At 71.1% G+C, this 17144-nt stretch carries 15 protein-coding genes and 2 tRNA genes; 11 read left to right on the forward strand and 6 right to left on the reverse strand.

Annotation, left to right across the window (positions count from 1 at the left end; translation table 11 throughout):
* Window positions 1-17: 17 nt before the first annotated feature.
* Entirely contained in the window at window positions 18-773 is a 756-nt protein-coding gene (locus DC008_RS23065; protein WP_108708585.1) for an AIM24 family protein, read from the forward strand.
* 57 nt (window positions 774-830) lie between these two features.
* On the opposite strand, the gene DC008_RS23070 is transcribed toward DC008_RS23065, so the two are convergent.
* On the reverse strand, window positions 831-1352 hold the full coding sequence (locus tag DC008_RS23070) for an NUDIX hydrolase (RefSeq protein ID WP_108708586.1): 522 nt from the start codon (window positions 1350-1352) through the stop codon (window positions 831-833).
* On the reverse strand, window positions 1349-2803 hold the full coding sequence (locus tag DC008_RS23075; RefSeq protein ID WP_108708587.1) for a zinc-dependent metalloprotease: 1455 nt from the start codon (window positions 2801-2803) through the stop codon (window positions 1349-1351). Before DC008_RS23075 ends, DC008_RS23070 begins: the two co-directional genes overlap by 4 nt.
* 192 nt (window positions 2804-2995) lie before the next feature.
* On the opposite strand from DC008_RS23075, the gene DC008_RS23080 reads away from it, so the two are divergent.
* The 4 genes from DC008_RS23080 to DC008_RS23090 all read left to right on the forward strand — a co-directional run bounded on the left by DC008_RS23080 (window position 2996) and on the right by DC008_RS23090 (window position 6204).
* Window positions 2996-4114, forward strand: a complete 1119-nt coding sequence (locus DC008_RS23080) for an SDR family oxidoreductase (RefSeq protein WP_108708588.1) — start codon at window positions 2996-2998, stop codon at window positions 4112-4114.
* 108 nt (window positions 4115-4222) lie between these two features.
* A complete protein-coding gene (locus DC008_RS23085; protein ID WP_108708589.1) occupies window positions 4223-4684 on the forward strand; it encodes a molybdenum cofactor biosynthesis protein MoaE in 462 nt (153 codons plus the stop codon).
* Window positions 4685-4859: 175 nt separating this feature from the next.
* Complete coding sequence (locus tag DC008_RS35480; protein WP_164492349.1) at window positions 4860-5024, forward strand: hypothetical protein; 165 nt, start codon at window positions 4860-4862, stop codon at window positions 5022-5024.
* Between the two features lie 82 nt (window positions 5025-5106).
* The gene (locus DC008_RS23090; RefSeq protein WP_108708590.1) at window positions 5107-6204 is read left to right on the forward strand and encodes a YlbL family protein; all 1098 of its coding nucleotides are present in this window, start codon (window positions 5107-5109) and stop codon (window positions 6202-6204) included.
* Between the two features lie 74 nt (window positions 6205-6278).
* Here DC008_RS23090 and DC008_RS23095 read toward each other — a convergent pair whose 3' ends face one another.
* Window positions 6279-6821 (reverse strand): PPA1309 family protein, encoded by a 543-nt coding sequence (locus tag DC008_RS23095; RefSeq protein WP_164492350.1) that lies wholly within the window; start codon window positions 6819-6821, stop codon window positions 6279-6281.
* Window positions 6822-6988: 167 nt separating this feature from the next.
* On the opposite strand from DC008_RS23095, the gene DC008_RS23100 reads away from it, so the two are divergent.
* The 4 genes from DC008_RS23100 (at window position 6989) to DC008_RS23115 (ending at window position 12341) form a co-directional block, all read left to right on the forward strand.
* Window positions 6989-9940 carry a UPF0182 family membrane protein gene (locus tag DC008_RS23100; RefSeq protein ID WP_108708591.1) on the forward strand — a complete coding sequence of 984 codons (2952 nt, stop codon included), beginning with the start codon at window positions 6989-6991 and terminating at the stop codon, window positions 9938-9940.
* Window positions 9941-9998: 58 nt separating this feature from the next.
* Window positions 9999-10072 (forward strand) — tRNA-Met (locus DC008_RS23105).
* A 344-nt stretch (window positions 10073-10416) separates the two neighbouring features.
* A complete protein-coding gene (locus DC008_RS23110; RefSeq protein WP_108710821.1) occupies window positions 10417-12219 on the forward strand; it encodes a tetratricopeptide repeat protein in 1803 nt (600 codons plus the stop codon).
* A gap of 48 nt (window positions 12220-12267) precedes the next feature.
* A tRNA-Met gene (locus DC008_RS23115) sits at window positions 12268-12341 on the forward strand.
* A gap of 126 nt (window positions 12342-12467) precedes the next feature.
* Here DC008_RS23115 and DC008_RS23120 read toward each other — a convergent pair.
* A complete protein-coding gene (locus DC008_RS23120) occupies window positions 12468-12884 on the reverse strand; it encodes a Fur family transcriptional regulator (protein ID WP_055624170.1) in 417 nt (138 codons plus the stop codon).
* A 154-nt stretch (window positions 12885-13038) separates the two neighbouring features.
* Here DC008_RS23120 and DC008_RS23125 point away from each other — a divergent pair, with 154 nt between their 5' ends.
* Window positions 13039-14490 (forward strand): catalase, encoded by a 1452-nt coding sequence (locus DC008_RS23125; RefSeq protein WP_108708592.1) that lies wholly within the window; start codon window positions 13039-13041, stop codon window positions 14488-14490.
* A 72-nt stretch (window positions 14491-14562) separates the two neighbouring features.
* Here the strand turns inward: DC008_RS23125 and DC008_RS23130 are convergent, their stop codons facing one another.
* Together DC008_RS23130 and hisN are read right to left on the reverse strand one after the other, a co-directional pair.
* Window positions 14563-14955 (reverse strand): CBS domain-containing protein, encoded by a 393-nt coding sequence (locus tag DC008_RS23130; protein ID WP_108708593.1) that lies wholly within the window; start codon window positions 14953-14955, stop codon window positions 14563-14565.
* Window positions 14956-15091: 136 nt separating this feature from the next.
* The gene (gene hisN / locus DC008_RS23135) at window positions 15092-15892 is read right to left on the reverse strand and encodes a histidinol-phosphatase (RefSeq protein WP_108708594.1); all 801 of its coding nucleotides are present in this window, start codon (window positions 15890-15892) and stop codon (window positions 15092-15094) included.
* A 553-nt stretch (window positions 15893-16445) separates the two neighbouring features.
* On the opposite strand from hisN, the gene DC008_RS23145 reads away from it, so the two are divergent.
* Window positions 16446-17057, forward strand: coding sequence for a TetR/AcrR family transcriptional regulator (locus DC008_RS23145; protein WP_108710822.1), 612 nt, complete (start codon window positions 16446-16448; stop codon window positions 17055-17057).
* Window positions 17058-17144: the final 87 nt, after the last annotated feature.

Consider the following 17144-nt stretch of genomic DNA (forward strand, 5'->3'; position numbering starts at 1 on the left):
GGGGAGCCAAGAACGCCATGCAGAGCCCGATTTTCGCCTACAACGACCAGCAGACCCAGGACCGCTGGAGCCTGCAGAACAAGCAGATGCTCCGCGTCGCCCTGGAGGGGCACGACGACGTCCTCGCCCGCAAGGGCACGATGGTCGCCTACCAGGGACTCGTCGAGTTCGACGCCGAGTTCCAGAGCAACCAGCAGTCACGCTCGCGGGCGCGCACCGGTGAGGGCCTGGACCTCATGCGCTGTCACGGACAGGGGGTCGTCTACCTCGCCAACCTCAAGCAGCACGTCCACCTCGTGGACGTCGACCAGGACGGGCTGACCGTCGACAGCAGCTATGTGCTGGCGATGGACTCCTCGCTGCACCACGAGGTCATCGCCGTGGACAGCCTCTACGGCATCTCCGGCTCCGGGAAGTACCAGCTCAACATCACCGGCCGGGGCAAGGTCGCCCTGATGACCTCCGGCATGCCGCTGATGATGCAGGTGACGCCCGACAAGTACGTCAACTGCGACGCCGACGCGATCGTGGCCTGGTCCACCGGGCTGCGGGTGCAGATGCAGGCGCAGACGCACTCCTCCGGGGTGTGGCGGCGCCGCGGCAGCACCGGTGAGGGCTGGGAGCTCAGCTTCATGGGCACCGGCTTCGCGCTGGTCCAGCCCAGCGAACTGCTGCCGCCGCAGAACGCCCAGATCGGCTCCGGCCTCGCCGCCCAGTACGGCATGGGCCAGCAGGGCGCCCGGGGTCAGAACCAGGGCAACGTCTGGAGCTGACCGGGCACCGGCCCGCACGCGTGAGGGGTGACCGCCCGGCGGTCGCCCCTCACGCGTTCACAGCCGCGCGCGCGTGGCCTCCAGCAGCCGTACGACCGAGGCGTCCGCCACGTCCGGGACCTCGTCGTAGGCGAACCAGCGCACGTCCAGTGACTCGTCGCTGATCGCGTGCTCGGCGTCCGAGGGCGCGAGGACGGCGTACTGCACGTCCAGATGCCAGTTGCAGGGCGCCGGGATGGGATGCCGGTCGAGGCGCACCGGGCCGCCCGGCAGCAGGGTCAGACCGGTGACGCCGGACTCCTCGGTGGCCTCACGCAGGGCGGCCGCCGCCAGGGTCGCGTCGCCCGGCTCGCAGTGGCCGCCCATCTGCAGCCACATCCGGAGCTTTTTGTGCAGCGTCAGCAGCACCCGCCCGCGGTCGGGGTCGACCACCAGGGCGCTCGCCGTGATGTGGCCGTCCGAGCAGGCCTTCCACAGGCCGTCGGGGTGCTCCGCGAGATGGTCGAGGTAGACCTGGCGCAGCTCGCTCTGGTCCTCGTACCCCTTGAGCACCAGGACCGCGTCGTCGTACAGGCTCACTCGCCGTCGTCGTCCTTCCGGCGGTCCTCGCCGTCCTCGGGGCCCTTGCTCAGGTCGGGCTTGCCCGTGGAGCCGCCGCTCGCCGCCTCGCCGAGCATCTTGTCGAGCTCGGAGAAATCGATCTGCTCGCGGTGCACGAAGCCGTCCGGGTCGTCCAGGTCGCTCGCCGTCGGCAGCATGTCCGGGTGGTGCCACAGGGCGTCCCGGCCGTCGACACCGCGCGCGTCCGTCAGCGAGGCCCACAGCCGGGAGGCGTCGCGCAGCCGGCGCGGACGCAGCTCGAGCCCGATGAGCGTGGCGAAGGTCTGCTCGGCCGGACCGCCCGAGGCACGACGGCGGCGCAGCGTCTCGCGCAGCGCGTCCGCGGACGACAGACGGGGCTTCGCGGCCGCGTGCACCACCGCGTCCACCCAGCCCTCGACCAGCGCCAGAGCCGTCTCCAGACGGGCCAGGGCGGCCTTCTGCTCCGGGGTGTCCTCCGGCTGGAACATGCCCTGCTGGAGCGCGTCCTGGAGCTGCTCGGGGTTCTGAGGGTCGAACTGGCCGACGACGTCCTCCAGCTTGGCGGTGTCGACCTTGATCCCGCGCGCGTACCCGTCGACCGCGCCGAACAGATGGGAGCGCAGCCATGGCACATGGGCGAAGAGCCGCTGGTGGGCGGCCTCGCGCAGCGCCAGATACAGGCGCACCTCCTCCTGCGGCACACCGAGGTCCTTGCCGAACGACTCGATGTTGACCGGAAGGAGCGCGGCCTTCCCCGCCGGGCCGAGCGGCAGGCCGATGTCGGTGGAGCCGACGACCTCGCCCGCGAGCACGCCCACGGCCTGCCCGATCTGCGTGCCGAACATGGCGCCGCCCATCGAGCGCATCATGCCGATCAGCGGGCCGGCCATGGCCTGCATCTCCTCGGGCAGCACGTCGCCCATGGCGTTGCCGACGCGCTCGGCCACCGGGTCGACCAGCTCCTGCCACGCGGGCAGGGTCGCCTCGACCCACTCCGCGCGGCTCCAGGCGACGGCGGTGCCCGCACCCGACGGCAGCGACGTCGCGTCGTCGAGCCACAGGTCGGCGAGGCGGACCGCCTCCTGCACGGCGGTGCGATCGGCGGGGCCGACGCTGGCGTCCTTGGTGCCGTCCGCCGTGCCCTGGGAGACCGTCTGGCGGGCGATCTGCTTGGCCATGTCCCAGTTCACCGGGCCGCCCTCGTACGAGAGCATCTGGCCGAGCTGCTGGAAGGCGGCGCCCAGGTCGTTGGGGCTCAGCGAACCGAACATCGCTGCGAACGGATTGTCGGCGCCCGGGCTGCCAAAGCCTCCGGCACCGGGCACCCCGAAGCCGAACGGGTTGGACGGTCCCTGACCACCACCGCTCTCCTGGTCCTTCTTCTTGCCCTCGTCGCCGTCGTCCGGCTCCTCCGGCGGAAGGCCGAATCCGAATGGGGTGTCACTCACGGGATTCCTCGGCTGGTAAGGCCACCGGCTGGCGCCGGCGGCACGACTGCCCGATAACACCACCCAGCGTAGACACCTGTGACCGATCGGGCCTCGGTGCTTCGCCGACTCTCGGCCTGCGGCAGGATGGATGCCACCTGGTACGTACGCGTCACTCACGCTCGTACTGAAGACAACCGCTGGAGACGCCCGGTGAGTTCCCCCGATCCGCAGGTTCGCGCAGCGCGAAACCGGTCAACCCCTCCCGCGCGCGGTGTGCGCGGTCCCGTCGTCGCGGTCACCGGTGCCGCGTCCGGCGTCGGTGCCCTGCTCACGGAGCGGCTCGTCGCCTCCGACGAGGTCAAGCAGGTCATCGCGATCGACGAGCGGCGCGGCGACTGCGCGGAGGCGCAGTGGCACATCCTGGACGTCCGTGACCCGGCCATCGCGGAGAAGCTGCGCGGCGCCGACGTCGTCGTGCACCTGGCGCTCGACCTCGATCTGGAGACGGATCCCGCCGCGCGGACCGCCTACAACGTTCGGGGGACCCAGACCGTCCTGACGGCCGCCGCGGCCGCCGGAGTGCACCGCGTGGTGCTGTGCACCTCCGCGATGGTCTACGGCGCCCTGCCGGACAACGAGCTGCCACTGTCCGAGGACGCCGAGCTGCGGGCGACCGCCGAGGCCACCGGCGTCGGCGACCTGCTGGAGATCGAGCGCCTGGCACGCCGCGCCCCCCGCGCCCACCCGGGCCTCAACGTCACCGTCGTCCGTCCGGCCGTCCTGGTCGGCGGCACCGACACCGCGCTGACCAGGTACTTCGAGTCGCCTCGGCTGCTGGTGGTCGCCGGGTCGCGGCCCGCCTGGCAGTTCTGCCATGTCGAGGACCTGTGCGGCGCCCTGGAGTACGCCGTCCTGGAGAAGGTCGACGGGGAACTGGCCGTCGGCTGCGACGGATGGCTGGAGCAGGAGGAGGTCGAGGAGCTCAGCGGGATCCGGCGGATGGAACTGCCGTCCGCGGTGGCCCTCGGCGCGGCGGCCCGGCTGCACCGCATCGGCCTGACGCCGTCCCCGGCGGGCGACCTCGCCTACACGATGTACCCCTGGGTGGTCAGCGGGAGCCGGCTGCACGACGCCGGGTGGCGGCCGCAGTGGACCAACGAGGAGGTGCTCGCGGAGCTGCTGGAGGAGGTCTCCGGACGGCACACGGTCGCCGGACGGCGCCTGGGCCGCAAGGACGCCACGGCCGCCGGTGCCGCGGGCGCGACGGTGGCGCTGCTGGGCGCCGCGGCGGTGGTCCGCAGGGCGCGCAAGGCCCGCCGCCGGATCTGACCGCCCCCGGACGGCCTCGCCGTCTGTAGGAGGCTCCAAAGAGCCACACGCGTGTGCCGGGCGATGACGCTATTCCCCGCCCTCGCGCGCGTGGGGCACGATGGGGTCATGGCACCTACCAGTGATCACCCCGGTGAGCAGGGCGCTCAGGACCCGGTCAAGCTCATCGGCATCCGTGAGACACCCCTCTCCGTGGACGAGGTCTTCCGGGCCGTCGGGGACGACGCGTCCGGCGGGACCGCGTTGTTCGTGGGCACCGTGCGCAACCACGACGGGGGTGCCGACGTGGACGCGCTGACGTACTCGTGCCATCCCAGCGCCGAGGCGGAGATGCGCCGGATCGCGGAGAAGGTCGTCGCCGGGTTCCCGGTGCGGGCGCTCGCCGCAGTGCACCGCGTGGGCGACCTCGCGGTCGGTGACCTCGCCGTCGTCGTCGCCGTCTCCTGCCCCCACCGCGGCGAGGCGTTCGAGGCGTGCCGGAAGCTGATCGACGACCTCAAGCACGAGGTGCCGATCTGGAAGCACCAGAGGTTCTCGGACGGCACCGAGGAGTGGGTCGGCGCCTGCTGACCCGGCCGCACCTGCTGACCGTCCGCGCCTGCCGACCCGTCCTCCGGAGGCGTCCGGGGACCCGTCCACCCCACTCGGCTTGCGTAACCGCACCCCGGGCATGAGCGTTGTCAGTGCCAGCGGTTAATCTGCTGATCAGTCAGTTTGCGGTTCGCTCTGGGGACGGGAGGCGCGCATGACGGCGCTCGCCTGGTTGCTGATTCCGCTCGGGGCCGCGATCGGCGCCGGCCTGTGGGGGAGCTGGGCCAACAGGACCCGCAGAACCCGCGGCGACGGGCCCGAGCTCGACGGGTACGCGCGGTTTCGCGCCGCCATGGAGAAGCCCCCGTCCCGGACCTGATCACCGGCGCCCCAAGGCGCCCGCGTGGTCCGGATCCCGGCCCTGACGGGGCTCTGACAGGACTGTCACGTACTGTCGTGCCATGCCACGCCGCACCGCGACGATGCTCGCCTCCACTCTGATGCTGATCGCGCTCCTGTGCGCGGGGGTCTTCATCCGCGTGCCGTATGCCGAGATGTCCCCGGGTCCCACGGTGAACACCCTGGGGGAGCACGACGGCGAGCCGGTGCTGCAGATCTCCGGGCGCAAGACCTATCCGACCAGCGGCCACCTCAACATGACCACCGTGCGGGTCACGAGCGCCGACTACCGGATGAACCTCGTGGAGGCCGTCTACGGCTGGCTGGCGCACGACAACAAGGTGGTGCCGCACGACACCCTCTATCCGGACGGCAAGACGGAGGAGGAGTCCACCCAGGAGAACGCCGAGGAGTTCAGCCAGTCCCAGGAGAGCGCGAAGGTCGCCGCCCTGAAGGCGCTGGACATCCCGGTGCGCAGCTGGGTGATCGTCTCGACGGTCGTGAAGGGCAGCCCGGCCGAGGGCAAGCTGCACGCCGGTGACGTGATCAAGGCCGTCGACGGCACCGCCGTCAAGAAGCCCGGGGACGTCGCCGACCTGGTGACCAAGCACGAGCCCGGCCAGGACGTCGTCTTCACGATCGTCCCGGCGAAGGAGCAGGCCGCCGCGGAGAAGGAGCGCCGCACGCCGCAGGGCAGCGAGAAGGTCACGATCAGGACCGCCGAGTCCGACGACAGCGGCGCCAAGCGCGCCATCGTCGGCATCTCCGCTGGGACCGACCACACCTTCCCGTTCGACATCGACATCAAGCTCGCCGACGTCGGCGGCCCCAGCGCGGGCCTGATGTTCGCGCTCGGGCTCTACGACAAGCTGACGCCGGGCAGCCTCACCGGCGGGAAGTTCGTCGCCGGCACGGGCACCATCGACGACGCGGGCAAGGTCGGACCCATCGGCGGCATCGAGATGAAGACCGTGGGCGCGCATGACAAGGGCGCCCAGTTCTTCCTCACCCCCGCCGACAACTGCGCCACCGCCGCCCGGGACGTCCCCGACGGGCTCACCCTGGTCAAGGTCGACACCATCGACGACGCGCTCGGCGCCCTGAAGGACATCCGCTCCGGCGACACCGCCGGACTGCCGAAGTGCACCACCGGGAGCTGACCCGGCCCCGGCGCCTACGACGGCGGGGCGCCCCCTCGTACAGGGGGGCGCCCCGCCGTCGTATCCCGAGGTCCTCAGTCCTCGAACGTCGCCGCCAGCGCCTGCGCCAGGCCGGGCACCAGCTCGGGACCGGTCAGGACCTCCGTCGGGGTGTCCTTCTCGCGCAGCCGCAGCGCCGACTCACGGCTGCCGTCGCGCAGCACCGCCACCGTCATCCGGACCTCCTGCCGCTCGGGGTGCTCCGCCACCCAGCGCGTCAGCTCGGCGTCGCTCAGACCCTGCGGCACCTGCGCCTCCGCGGACGGCGGCAGCATCAGACGCTCGACCGTGAGCGCGCAGCCGGCGACGGCGTCGGGCCAGGCGATCGTGCCGAGGAACTCGTCGAGCTGCTTGCCCGTTGGAAGTTCGTCCTGCTCGATCGGGGTCAGGCCGGTGGACTCCTGCTCGTCCCCCAGGCCGAGCTGGGCGGCGAGGCCGGGTTCCTGGACTCGCAGCCGTGCGGTGTCGACGAGGGCGAAGAGGCGGGCGGGCTGGTCCCAGCCGAGTCCGGAGGCGTACTCGTCGATCTCGAGAACGGCCCGGGTCAGGGGGTTGGCTGCCATGGGAGTGTTGGACATGGTCACAATCCTGCCTCGTTCCTGGCCCGGATCGGGAACCGAGTAAAGGGTGAGTAAGTTGCATAGGTGTGGACCCGCGATCACGGGGGGCCACAGAGGGTCCACGAAGACGCGGGCCTGACCCAGACCAACAGCGAACTTCGGGGTGCGAAACCTTGGCTTTCCAGATGCCGGACCGCGGCGGAGGCCCGACCGGGCCACGGATGAGAGTGGGCCGCCCGTCCCGGCGGGTCCGGACCCTGCTCATGACACTGGGCGTCCTCGCCGTCCTCGGCATGGTCTTCACCATGTTCGCGGGGTTCTGGACGGACTGGCTCTGGTACCGGTCGGTGAACTACTCGTCGGTGTTCACGACGACGCTGTGGACCAAGATCGGACTGTTCTTCGTCTTCGGCCTGCTGATGGCCCTAGCGGTCGGCTTCAACATCTGGCTGGCCCACCGGCTGCGCCCGCCGCTGAGCGCGATGTCGATGGAGCAGCAGAACCTCGACCGCTACCGCATGGGCATCGCGCCCTACAAGAAGTGGCTGCTGATCGCCATCACGGCGCTGGTCGGTCTGATCGCCGGCGCCTCCGCCTCCAGCCAGTGGCGGACCTGGCTGATGTGGGTCAACGGCGTGCCCTTCGGTGAGAAGGACCCCCAGTTCCACCTCGACGTCGGCTTCTACGCCTTCGACCTGCCCTGGTACCGGTTCCTGCTCGGCTTCGGCTTCGCCGCAGTGATCCTCTCCGTGATCGCCGCAGCGCTCACCCACTACCTGTACGGCGGGCTGCGCATCACCAGCCCCGGCGCGCGCGCCACGGCCGCCGCCACCGGGCACCTCTCGGTCCTCCTCGGCATCTTCGTCGCGCTGAAGGCCGTCGCCTACTGGCTCGACCGGTACGGCCTGGCGGTCAAGTCCAGCGACTTCAAGGCCACCGACAACTGGACCGGTCTGCGGTACGTCGACGCCAACGCCTATCTGCCGGCGAAGACGATCCTGTTCTGCATCGCGGTCATCTGCGCCCTGCTGTTCTTCGCCACCCTGTGGCGGCGCACCTGGCAGCTGCCCGTGATCGGCTTCGGCCTGATGGTGCTGTCCGCGATCCTGATCGGCGGCCTGTACCCGGCGATCGTGCAGAAGTTCCAGGTCCAGCCGAACGAGCAGGCCAAGGAAGCGCCGTACGTCGAGAAGAACCTGAAGGCGACGCGTGACGCCTACGGCATCGACGGCACCCAGGTCACCGAGTACCCCGGCACCAGCGAGACCGAGGACAAGACCAAGCTGCGCGACGACGTGGGCTCCACGGCGAGCATCCGCATCATGGACCCGAACATCGTCTCGCCGACGTTCCAGCAGCTCCAGCAGATCAGGAACTACTACGCGTTCCCGACCAACCTGGACGTGGACCGGTACAGCAAGGACGGCAAGGACCAGGACACGGTCATCGGTCTGCGCGAGATCAACCTCAACGGCATCCCGAAGCGCAACTGGATCAACGACCATTTCCGGTACACCCACGGATACGGCGCGGTGGCCGCGGAGGGCACCAACGCCGACTCCCAGGGCCGCCCGGAGTTCACCGAGTCCGACCTGCCGTCCAAGGGCGACCTCGGGACGTACGAGCAGCGGGTCTACTACGGCGAGAAGACCACGATGTACTCGATCGTCGGCGGTCCCCAGAAGGAGATCGACTACTCCGACGACAGCGGTGAGAAGACCTACAGCTACAAGGGCGACAGCGGGGTCAGCCTCTCCAACCCGGTGAACCGGGCCGCGTACGCCGTGGCGTTCGGCGAGCCGCAGATCCTGTACTCGGGTGCCATCGGCGACGGTTCGCGCATCCTGTACAACCGCACGCCCAAGGAGCGCGTCGAGGCGGTCGCCCCGTGGCTGACCATCGACGGCGACGCCTACCCGGCGGTCGTGGACGGACGGATCCAGTGGATCGTCGACGCTTACACGACGACGAACGGCTACCCGTACTCCTCGCGCACGACCCTCGGCGACACCACGGCCGACTCGCTGACCGCCACCAACGACAACCGCGCGGTGGTGGCCCAGCAGAACCAGGTCAACTACATCCGCAACTCGGTGAAGGCGACGGTCGACGCCTACACCGGTGAGGTCAAGCTCTTCCAGTGGGACACCAAGGACCCCGTCCTGAGGACCTGGATGAAGGCCTTCCCCGGCACGGTCAAGGCCAAGAGCGAGATCTCCAGCGGGCTCATGGCCCATCTGCGCTACCCGCAGGACCTGTTCAAGGTCCAGCGTGAGCTGCTCACCCGCTACCACGTGAAGGACGCCACGACGTTCCTCAGCGGCAGCGAGGTCTGGCAGGTGCCGGACGACCCGACCAACAAGTCGGGCAGCGCGGTGCCGCCGTACTACCTGAGCATGAAGATGCCCGACCAGCAGGCGCAGGCGTTCTCGCTGACGACGACGTTCACGCCCAACGGCAGGGACAACCTCAGCGCGTTCATGGCGGTCGACGCGGAGGCGGGGACCGGTGACTACGGCAAGATCAGAATTCTGAAACTGCCGACCAACACCACGGTCAACGGCCCCAGTCAGGTACAGAGCCAGTTCAACTCCGAGCAGAACATCGCCGAGACGATCAGGCTGCTGAGAGGCGGCGACTCGGAGGTCGAGTACGGCAACCTGCTGGCGGTCCCGCTGGACGGCGGACTGCTCTACGTGGAGCCGGTCTACGTCCGCGGTGGCGGGCTCAAGTACCCGCTGCTGCGCAAGGTGCTGGTGTCCTACGGCGGCGCCACCGCCTTCGAGGACACGCTCGACGAGGCGCTGAACAAGGTCTTCGGAGCCGAGGGCCCGACGACCGAGCCGCCGGACGAGGGCGACGACGGCGGTACGACCCCGCCGCCGAAGTCCACCGACCCGACGGTCCAGGAAGCGCTCGACGACGCCCAGAAGGCGTTCGACGCCGGCCAGGAAGCCCTGAAGAAGGGTGACTGGGAGGCGTACGGCAAGGCGCAGAAGGACCTGCAGGACGCGCTGCGGCGGGCCGAGGACGCCCAGGACGCCGCGAACAAGGGCGCCGGCGGATCCGGTGACGGGGACGCGGACGCCAAGCCGGGCAAGAGTCCCGAGCCGACCAGCGAGCCCACCGGCACCTAGGGGCGCTGAGCTGGTCAAAAGGCCCACCCCGCGCCGTGGTACGGTTGCAACACAACGGCGCGGGGTGGAGCAGCTCGGTAGCTCGCTGGGCTCATAACCCAGAGGTCGCAGGTTCAAATCCTGTCCCCGCTACTGAAGTCGGCGATTCGATCGTGCGACAAGCGAAGGCCCGGATCCTCATGGATCCGGGCCTTCGTGGTGTGCGAACGCATGTGCAGGGCAGCGGGATGGACGCGCCGCCGTGGCGAGTTGGGCCGTCTGTGTTTGACTTGTCTCTCTGTGGGCATGTCGACAAAACGCTGAAGTGACCTCACTGGCTGCGGTATACCAGGTGTACCCAGGTTGCAGGTGGTGCGACGATGGACGTTATGGGGGACAAGGCAACTCTGTTGGATACAGGGCGGTTTGTGCAGCCTGCCGACTATGCGCAGTCGGCGGGCGATTCCGTGCAGCCGATGGAGGACGCCTCGCAGCCGATGAGTGATCTGGTGCAGCCGGAGGACACCCCGGCCCTCGACCGCCCCCTGGACGCCGATGACGCGGGGGAGGCGGCCGAGGAGGCACGTCACCGGCTCGCCGCGCAGAGCGGCGAGCCCGAGGCCATGAGCGTCCTCGGGGCCATGCTGCTGCGCCGCGGCGACCTCGACGGCGCCGAGCCCCATCTGCGCGCCGCCACCGCAGCGGGCGACCGGGCCGCGGCCAACAACCTCGGCGTCCTGCTGCACCAGCGCGGCTACGCCGACGAGGCCGCCGGCTGGTGGCGGATCGCCGCCGTCGCCGGATCGGCAGCGGCCGCGCACGCGCTCGGCAGGCACCACCGCGAGCGCGGTGACGAGCCAGCCGCCGAGTACTGGCTGCGGCAGTCCGCCGAGCAGGGACACGCGCTGGGCGCCTACGCGCTCGCCGATCTGCTGGAGCACCGCAGCGACCCCGGCGCCGAGCGCTGGATGCGGGCGGCCGCCGAGCGCGGCCACCGCGAGGCCGCGTACCGGCTGGCCCGTGCGCTCGACCGGCAGGCCGGCCACACGGACCTGGACGGGCCGGACAACGGTGTCGCCGCGGACGAGGCCGCGCCGGAGGAGGCCGAGCAGTGGTACCGGCAGGCCGCCGCGCGCGGACACCGCCGGGCCGCCCTGCACCTCGGGGCCATCCTCGAGCGGCGGGGCGAGCTCAAAGAGGCCGGTCGCTGGTATCTGACGTCCGCCAAGGACGGTGAGCCGCGGGCCGCCTGCGCCCTGGGCTTCCTGCTGCGCGACGCCGGGGACAGCGAGAGCGCCGCCGTGTGGTGGCTGCGGGCCGCCCAGGACGGCGACGGCAACGCGGCCAACGCGCTGGGCGCGCTGCACGCCGAGCGGGGCGAGACGCAGACCGCCGAGCGCTGGTACCGGGCCGCCATGGACGCCGGGGACGTGAACGGCGCGTACAACCTCGGGCTGCTCTGCGCCGAGCAGAAGCGCACCGCGCAGGCCGAGCAGTGGTACCGGCGGGCCGCGTACGCCGGGCACCGCGAGGCGGCGAACGCGCTGGCCATCCTGCTGCTCCAGGTCGGGGACGCCGCGGGCGCCGAGCCCTGGTTCTCCAAGGCCGCCGAGGCCGGCAGCGTGGACGCCGCGTTCAACCTGGGCATCCTGCACGCCGGACGGGGCGAGGAGGAGGCCGCGCTGCGCTGGTACGAGCGCGCGGCCGCCGCCGGGCACTCGGAGGCGGCGCTCCAGGTCGGCATCGCGCGGCTGCGGGACGGGGACGAGTTCGCGGCCGAGCGGCATCTGCGGTGTGCGGCCGGGGCCGGCAGCGCCGAGGCGGCGTACCGGCTGGCGACCCTGCTCGACGCGCGGCGCCCGCCGGAGCCCGCGCACGAGCTGGGCGAGACGGTGCACGAGAAGACCGAGTGCGAGGAGTGGTACGAGCGCGCGGCGACCCAGGGGCACCGGCGCGCCCAGGTCAGGGTCGGCATGCTGGCCGCCGCGCGCGGTGACGTGGTCGAGGCGGCCGAGTGGTACCGGAGGGCCGCCGAGGCCGGCTCGCGCAACGGCGCGTTCAATCTCGGTCTGCTGCTGGCGAGGGAGGGCAGCGAGCCCGAGGCCGCCGTGTGGTGGACCCGTGCGGCGGACGCCGGGCATGGGCGGTCGGCCTTGCGGCTCGCCCTGGTCTACGCGCGTCGCGGCGAGCTGGCGGAGGGCCAGCGCTGGGCCGACCGCGCGGTGACCCTCGGCCCGAAGGAGGTCGCGCAGCGCGCGGCACGTCTGCGGGACGCTCTGCGGGAGGAACTGTCCGCCTGAAGTGATTTGCCTCGGTCCGCGTCCTTGACGTAGTGTTCATTTCACCGACGCGGGGTGGAGCAGCTCGGTAGCTCGCTGGGCTCATAACCCAGAGGTCGCAGGTTCAAATCCTGTCCCCGCTACTCAAGACCAAGGGCCGGAATCCTCAGGGATTCCGGCCCTTGGTGTTTTCGCCGTCCCCTGTCTCGCGCAGGCCGGGCAGCACGAAGCCCCGGCACCTCAGAGGCGCCGGGGCTTCAGGAGCGTGCTCAGGCCTTGGAGCAGTTCGGGCAGACGCCGCGGTAGGTGACCTCGACCTCGGAGACCGAGAAGCCGAAGCGCTCGGAGTCGGGAAGATCGGCCAGCGGGTTCCCGGTGGGGTGGACGTCCCGGATCGTGCCGCACTGGGCGCACACCAGGTGGTGGTGCGGCCGGTGCGCGTTCGGGTCGTACCGCTTGGCGCGCTTGTCGGTGGAGACCTCGACCACCTCGCCGAGGGACACGAGCTCACCCAGCGTGTTGTAGACGGTGGCACGCGAGATCTCGGGCAGCTTGGCGACAGCTCGGGCGTGCACCTCGTCGGCCGTCATATGGACATGCTCGCCGGCGAGGACCTCGGCCACGACGCGCCGCTGCGCGGTCATGCGCCACCCGCGTCCACGCAGCCGTTCCAGAAGGTCACTCATGGAGGACACCTTAACAGCACCAGGACCAGGTTCTGAACAGATGTGACTTTGGAGTCTCGCTTGACTTAGACAATGTCCATTGTAAGATCGATGACGAACTTGACCAAGGGGCAGGAAGGGTTGGGTTCACCCGGAACCAAGCAGGAGGCGTTACGTGACCCAGGGACCGCTCACGACGGAGGCCGGAGCTCCGGTGGCCGACAACCAGAACAGCGAGACCGCGGGGATCGGCGGCCCGGTCCTCGTCCAGGACCAGCTCCTGCTCGAGAAGCTCGCGCACTTCAACCGGGAGCGCATCCCGGAGCGCGTGGTGCACGCCCGCGGCGCCGGTGCGTACGGCACCTTCACGGTGACCGGCGACGTCACGCGGTACACCCGGGCGAAGTTCCTGTCCGAGGTGGGCAAGGAGACCGAGGTCTTCCTGCGCTTCTCCACGGTCGCGGGCAACCTGGGTGCGGCGGACGCGGTGCGCGACCCGCGCGGGTTCGCGGTGAAGTTCTACACCGAGGAGGGCAACTACGACCTCGTCGGCAACAACACCCCGGTGTTCTTCATCCGGGACGCGATCAAGTTCCCCGACTTCATCCACACCCAGAAACGCGACCCGTACACCGGTTCGCAGGAGGCGGACAACGTCTTCGACTTCTGGGGCCTGTCGCCCGAGTCGACCCACCAGGTGACCTGGCTGTTCGGCGACCGCGGCATCCCGGCGTCCTACCGCCACATGGACGGCTTCGGCTCCCACACCTACCAGTGGAACAACGAGGCAGGCGAGGCCTTCTGGGTCAAGTACCACTTCAAGACGGACCAGGGCATCAAGAACCTGACCGCCGAGGAGGCCGAGGTCCTCGCGGGCAAGGACCCCGACTCCCACCAGCGCGACCTGCGCGAGGCCATCGAGCGGGGCGAGTACCCGACCTGGACCGTTTCCGTCCAGATCATGCCGGTGACCGAGGCGGCGACCTACCGCTTCAACCCGTTCGACCTGACCAAGGTCTGGCCGCACGCGGACTACCCGCTGATCGAGTTCGGCAAGCTGGAGCTCAACCGCAACCCGGAGAACATCTTCGCCGAGGTCGAGCAGTCGATCTTCAGCCCCGCCCACTTCGTGCCGGGCATCGGTCCCTCCCCGGACAAGATGCTCCAGGGCCGTCTCTTCGCGTACGGCGACGCCCACCGCTACCGCGTCGGCATCAACGCCGACCACCTGCCGGTGAACCGACCGCACGCCACCGAGGCGCGCACCCACTCCCGTGACGGCTACCTCTACGACGGCCGCCACAAGGGCGCGAAGAACTACGAGCCGAACAGCTTCGGCGGCCCCTTCCAGACGGACCGCCCGCTGTGGCAGCCCGTGCAGGTCAGCGGGGTCACCGGTGAGACGGTCACGCCCGTCCACGCCGAGGACAACGACTTCGTCCAGGCGGGCAACCTCTACCGGCTGATGTCGGAGGACGAGAGGGAGCGCCTGGTGAAGAATTTGGCGAACGCCATCTCCGGCGTGACGCGCGACGACATCGCCGAGCGCGCGATCGACAACTTCCGCCAGGCCGACGAGGACTTCGGCAAGCGGCTGGAGGCCGCCGTGCAGGCACTGCGCGGCTGACCGAAGGCGCTGGACCGCTTGCCGCGGCGGACGGGCCGGGCTCCGTGGGGGAGCCCGGCCCGTCGTGTGTGCTCAGGCCGGCGCGTGCTGGCGGGCCGGAGCCCAGCAGCGGATGACGTCCCGGACCGAGACGACGCCGACGGGCTCGTCGCTTTCCAGCACGATCAGATGCCGGAAGCCGCCGTGCGCCATGGCACGGGCCGCCTCCTCCAGGGTCCAGGACGGCGTGGCGAAGACGACGTCGTCGGTGGTGTGGTCGTGCACCCGTTCGGTGTCCGGACTCTGCCCGAGACCGACGGAGTTGAGGATGTCGCGTTCGGTGAGGATGCCGATGCCGCCCGCGTCGGGATCATGGACGATGGCCGCGCCGACCCGGCGGGTGGACATCAGCGCGGCTGCCTGGCGAAGGGTGTGGGTGGGGCCGATGGTGAGGACCACGGTGCTCATGGCGTCTCGTACGAGCATGGATGGAGCCACCTCCTGAAGTGCCCCCGCACCGCCGCTCCTGCCTGACGCAGGACGCGCCCTATGGCGGTGCACAAGTTCACAAGTGGGGGGATCCCCAGAGTGACAGGCAAAGAGGGGGTCAACAAGAGGGCGTTCAGTACCGGCCGTTGAGGTAGCCCAGGAGTTCGTCGTGCAGCAGTCCGTTCGAGGCTGCGGCGTTGCCGCTGTGCGGGCCGGGGCGGCCGTCGAGGCCGGTGAAGCTGCCGCCCGCCTCCGTCACGACGATCGAGGTCGCGGCCATGTCCCAGAGGGAGAGCTCCGGTTCGGCGCAGAGGTCCACCGCGCCCTCGGCGACCATCATGTACGGCCAGAAGTCGCCGTACGCGCGTGTGCGCCAGACCTCGCGCGTCAGGTCGAGGAAGCCGTCCAGGCGCCCCTGCTCCTCCCAGCCGCTGAGCGAGGAGTACGCGAACGACGCGTCCGCCAGCTTCGAGACGCGCGAGACGTGCAGCCGGGTCGCGGCGGAGAGGCTGCGCCCGCTGAACGCGCCGTACCCCTGGGCGGCCCACCAGCGCCGGCCGAGCGCCGGGGCGGACACGACGCCGACGACCGGCTGGAAGCCGCCCTCGCCCGCCTCCATCAGCGAGATGAGCGTGGCCCACACCGGGACGCCCCGGACGTAGTTCTTGGTGCCGTCGATCGGGTCGATCACCCAGCGGCGGGGGCCTGTGCCCTCGACGCCGTACTCCTCGCCGAGGATCGCGTCGCGCGGGCGGGCCCGCTGCAGCTGCCCCCGGATCAGCTCCTCGGCGGCCCGGTCGGCCTCGCTCACCGGCGTCATGTCCGGCTTGGTCTCGACCTTGAGGTCGAGCGCCTTGAAGCGGGCCATGGTGGCGGCGTCGGCGGCGTCCGCGAGGACGTGGGCGAGGCGGAGATCGTCGAGGTAGTCCGGCATGGAACGAACCGTATCTGTCGTGATCGGGGTGGGGCCACAGGACCCCCGTGCGGACCGGCCCCCCACACGAGAGCCACACACCCGACCCCGACCCCGCACCCGCCCCGGAGCCCTCTGCGCCGGAGAACCCTCCCGCGCCGGGCCCCACGCCCCCGGCACCGGAAACCCGCCCGCGCTCGTTGCCGCGCCCCCTCCCGGCGGCGAAAGGCCCTCGCGCCCGGCGCCGGGCCCACGCCCGCCCCGAGCGCCGCGCGCCCGCCCCAACCCTCGGTCCGCGCCCGTGCCCCGGGCGCCGAGCCCCCCGCACCCGCCCCGGCGCCCCCTGCGCCGGAACGCCCTCCCGCGCCGGGCCCCACGCCGCCTGCGCCGGAAAGCCGCCCCGCGCCCCAGGCCTCCCCGGCGCCCGGCGCCCCGCGCCCCAAGCCTCCCCGGCGCCCGGCGTCCGAGCCCCGCGCGCCCGGCCGAAGGACCCCCGGATGCCTTCGGGAACCCTTGACAGTGGTTCCGTGCGCGTCAAATCTGGGCGCTAAGCCGCTCGCCCCAGGAGGCGATGATGCCTGCAGCGCGGGATTCCCTGCTCGACGCCGCCTTCACGGCGCTGGCGCGTCGGCCCTGGTCGGCCGTGCGGATGGTCGACGTGGCCTCGGCGGCCGGGGTGTCCCGGCAGACGCTTTACAACGAGTTCGGCAGCAAGGAGGGACTGGCCCGCGCGCTGGTCCGCAGGGAGGCCGACACCTATCTGGCGGGCGTCGAACGCGCCCTCGCCACCCCGAGCGACGCCCGTGACCGGCTGACCGCGACCGCCGACTGGACCGCGCGGCTCGCCCGTGACAACGCACTGGTCCGGGCCCTGCTCACCGGTTGCTGGAGCGAGCGCCTGCCCGCGCCGACGCTGTCCGCGGTGCCGTCCTCCTCGGCCGTGCCCGCCCAGCGCAGGGCCGACGGGCCGCTGCCCGCGCCCGGCGACTTCGTGGCCATGGTGCGCGACCGGGCCGTCACGGTGCTCGCCGCGTCCGGCGCCGCCCAGCCGGACCCCGCGGGTCTCGCGCGCTGCTGCGAACTCGCCCTGCGGCTCGCCCTGTCCTGCGTCGCCGCCCCGCCGCCCGGCGAGGACGGGGTCGCCGAGCTCGTACGGGGCGCCCTGGACCGGCAGTTGAAGGACTGACCCCGTGTCGGTCAGGCCCAGGGCCTCTCGTTTGGATCATGCCGGGCTCGCGGGGTCTGGCACCGCACCTCGCCGCGTTGTCGTCGG

The organism is Streptomyces nigra (assembly GCF_003074055.1).
GTDB lineage: Bacteria > Actinomycetota > Actinomycetes > Streptomycetales > Streptomycetaceae > Streptomyces > Streptomyces nigra.

Coding starts and splice junctions, on each gene's coding strand:
- DC008_RS23100 (WP_108708591.1), top strand. CDS start 6,989: ATGCCGGACCGCGGCGGAGGCCCGACCGGGCCACGGATGAGAGTGGGC.
- DC008_RS23090 (WP_108708590.1), top strand. CDS start 5,107: ATGCCACGCCGCACCGCGACGATGCTCGCCTCCACTCTGATGCTGATC.
- DC008_RS23095 (WP_164492350.1), bottom strand. CDS start 6,821: ATGTCCAACACTCCCATGGCAGCCAACCCCCTGACCCGGGCCGTTCTC.
- DC008_RS23145 (WP_108710822.1), top strand. CDS start 16,446: ATGCCTGCAGCGCGGGATTCCCTGCTCGACGCCGCCTTCACGGCGCTG.
- DC008_RS35480 (WP_164492349.1), top strand. CDS start 4,860: ATGACGGCGCTCGCCTGGTTGCTGATTCCGCTCGGGGCCGCGATCGGC.
- DC008_RS23120 (WP_055624170.1), bottom strand. CDS start 12,884: ATGAGTGACCTTCTGGAACGGCTGCGTGGACGCGGGTGGCGCATGACC.
- hisN (WP_108708594.1), bottom strand. CDS start 15,892: ATGCCGGACTACCTCGACGATCTCCGCCTCGCCCACGTCCTCGCGGAC.
- DC008_RS23110 (WP_108710821.1), top strand. CDS start 10,417: ATGAGTGATCTGGTGCAGCCGGAGGACACCCCGGCCCTCGACCGCCCC.
- DC008_RS23085 (WP_108708589.1), top strand. CDS start 4,223: ATGGCACCTACCAGTGATCACCCCGGTGAGCAGGGCGCTCAGGACCCG.
- DC008_RS23130 (WP_108708593.1), bottom strand. CDS start 14,955: ATGCTCGTACGAGACGCCATGAGCACCGTGGTCCTCACCATCGGCCCC.
- DC008_RS23065 (WP_108708585.1), top strand. CDS start 18: ATGCAGAGCCCGATTTTCGCCTACAACGACCAGCAGACCCAGGACCGC.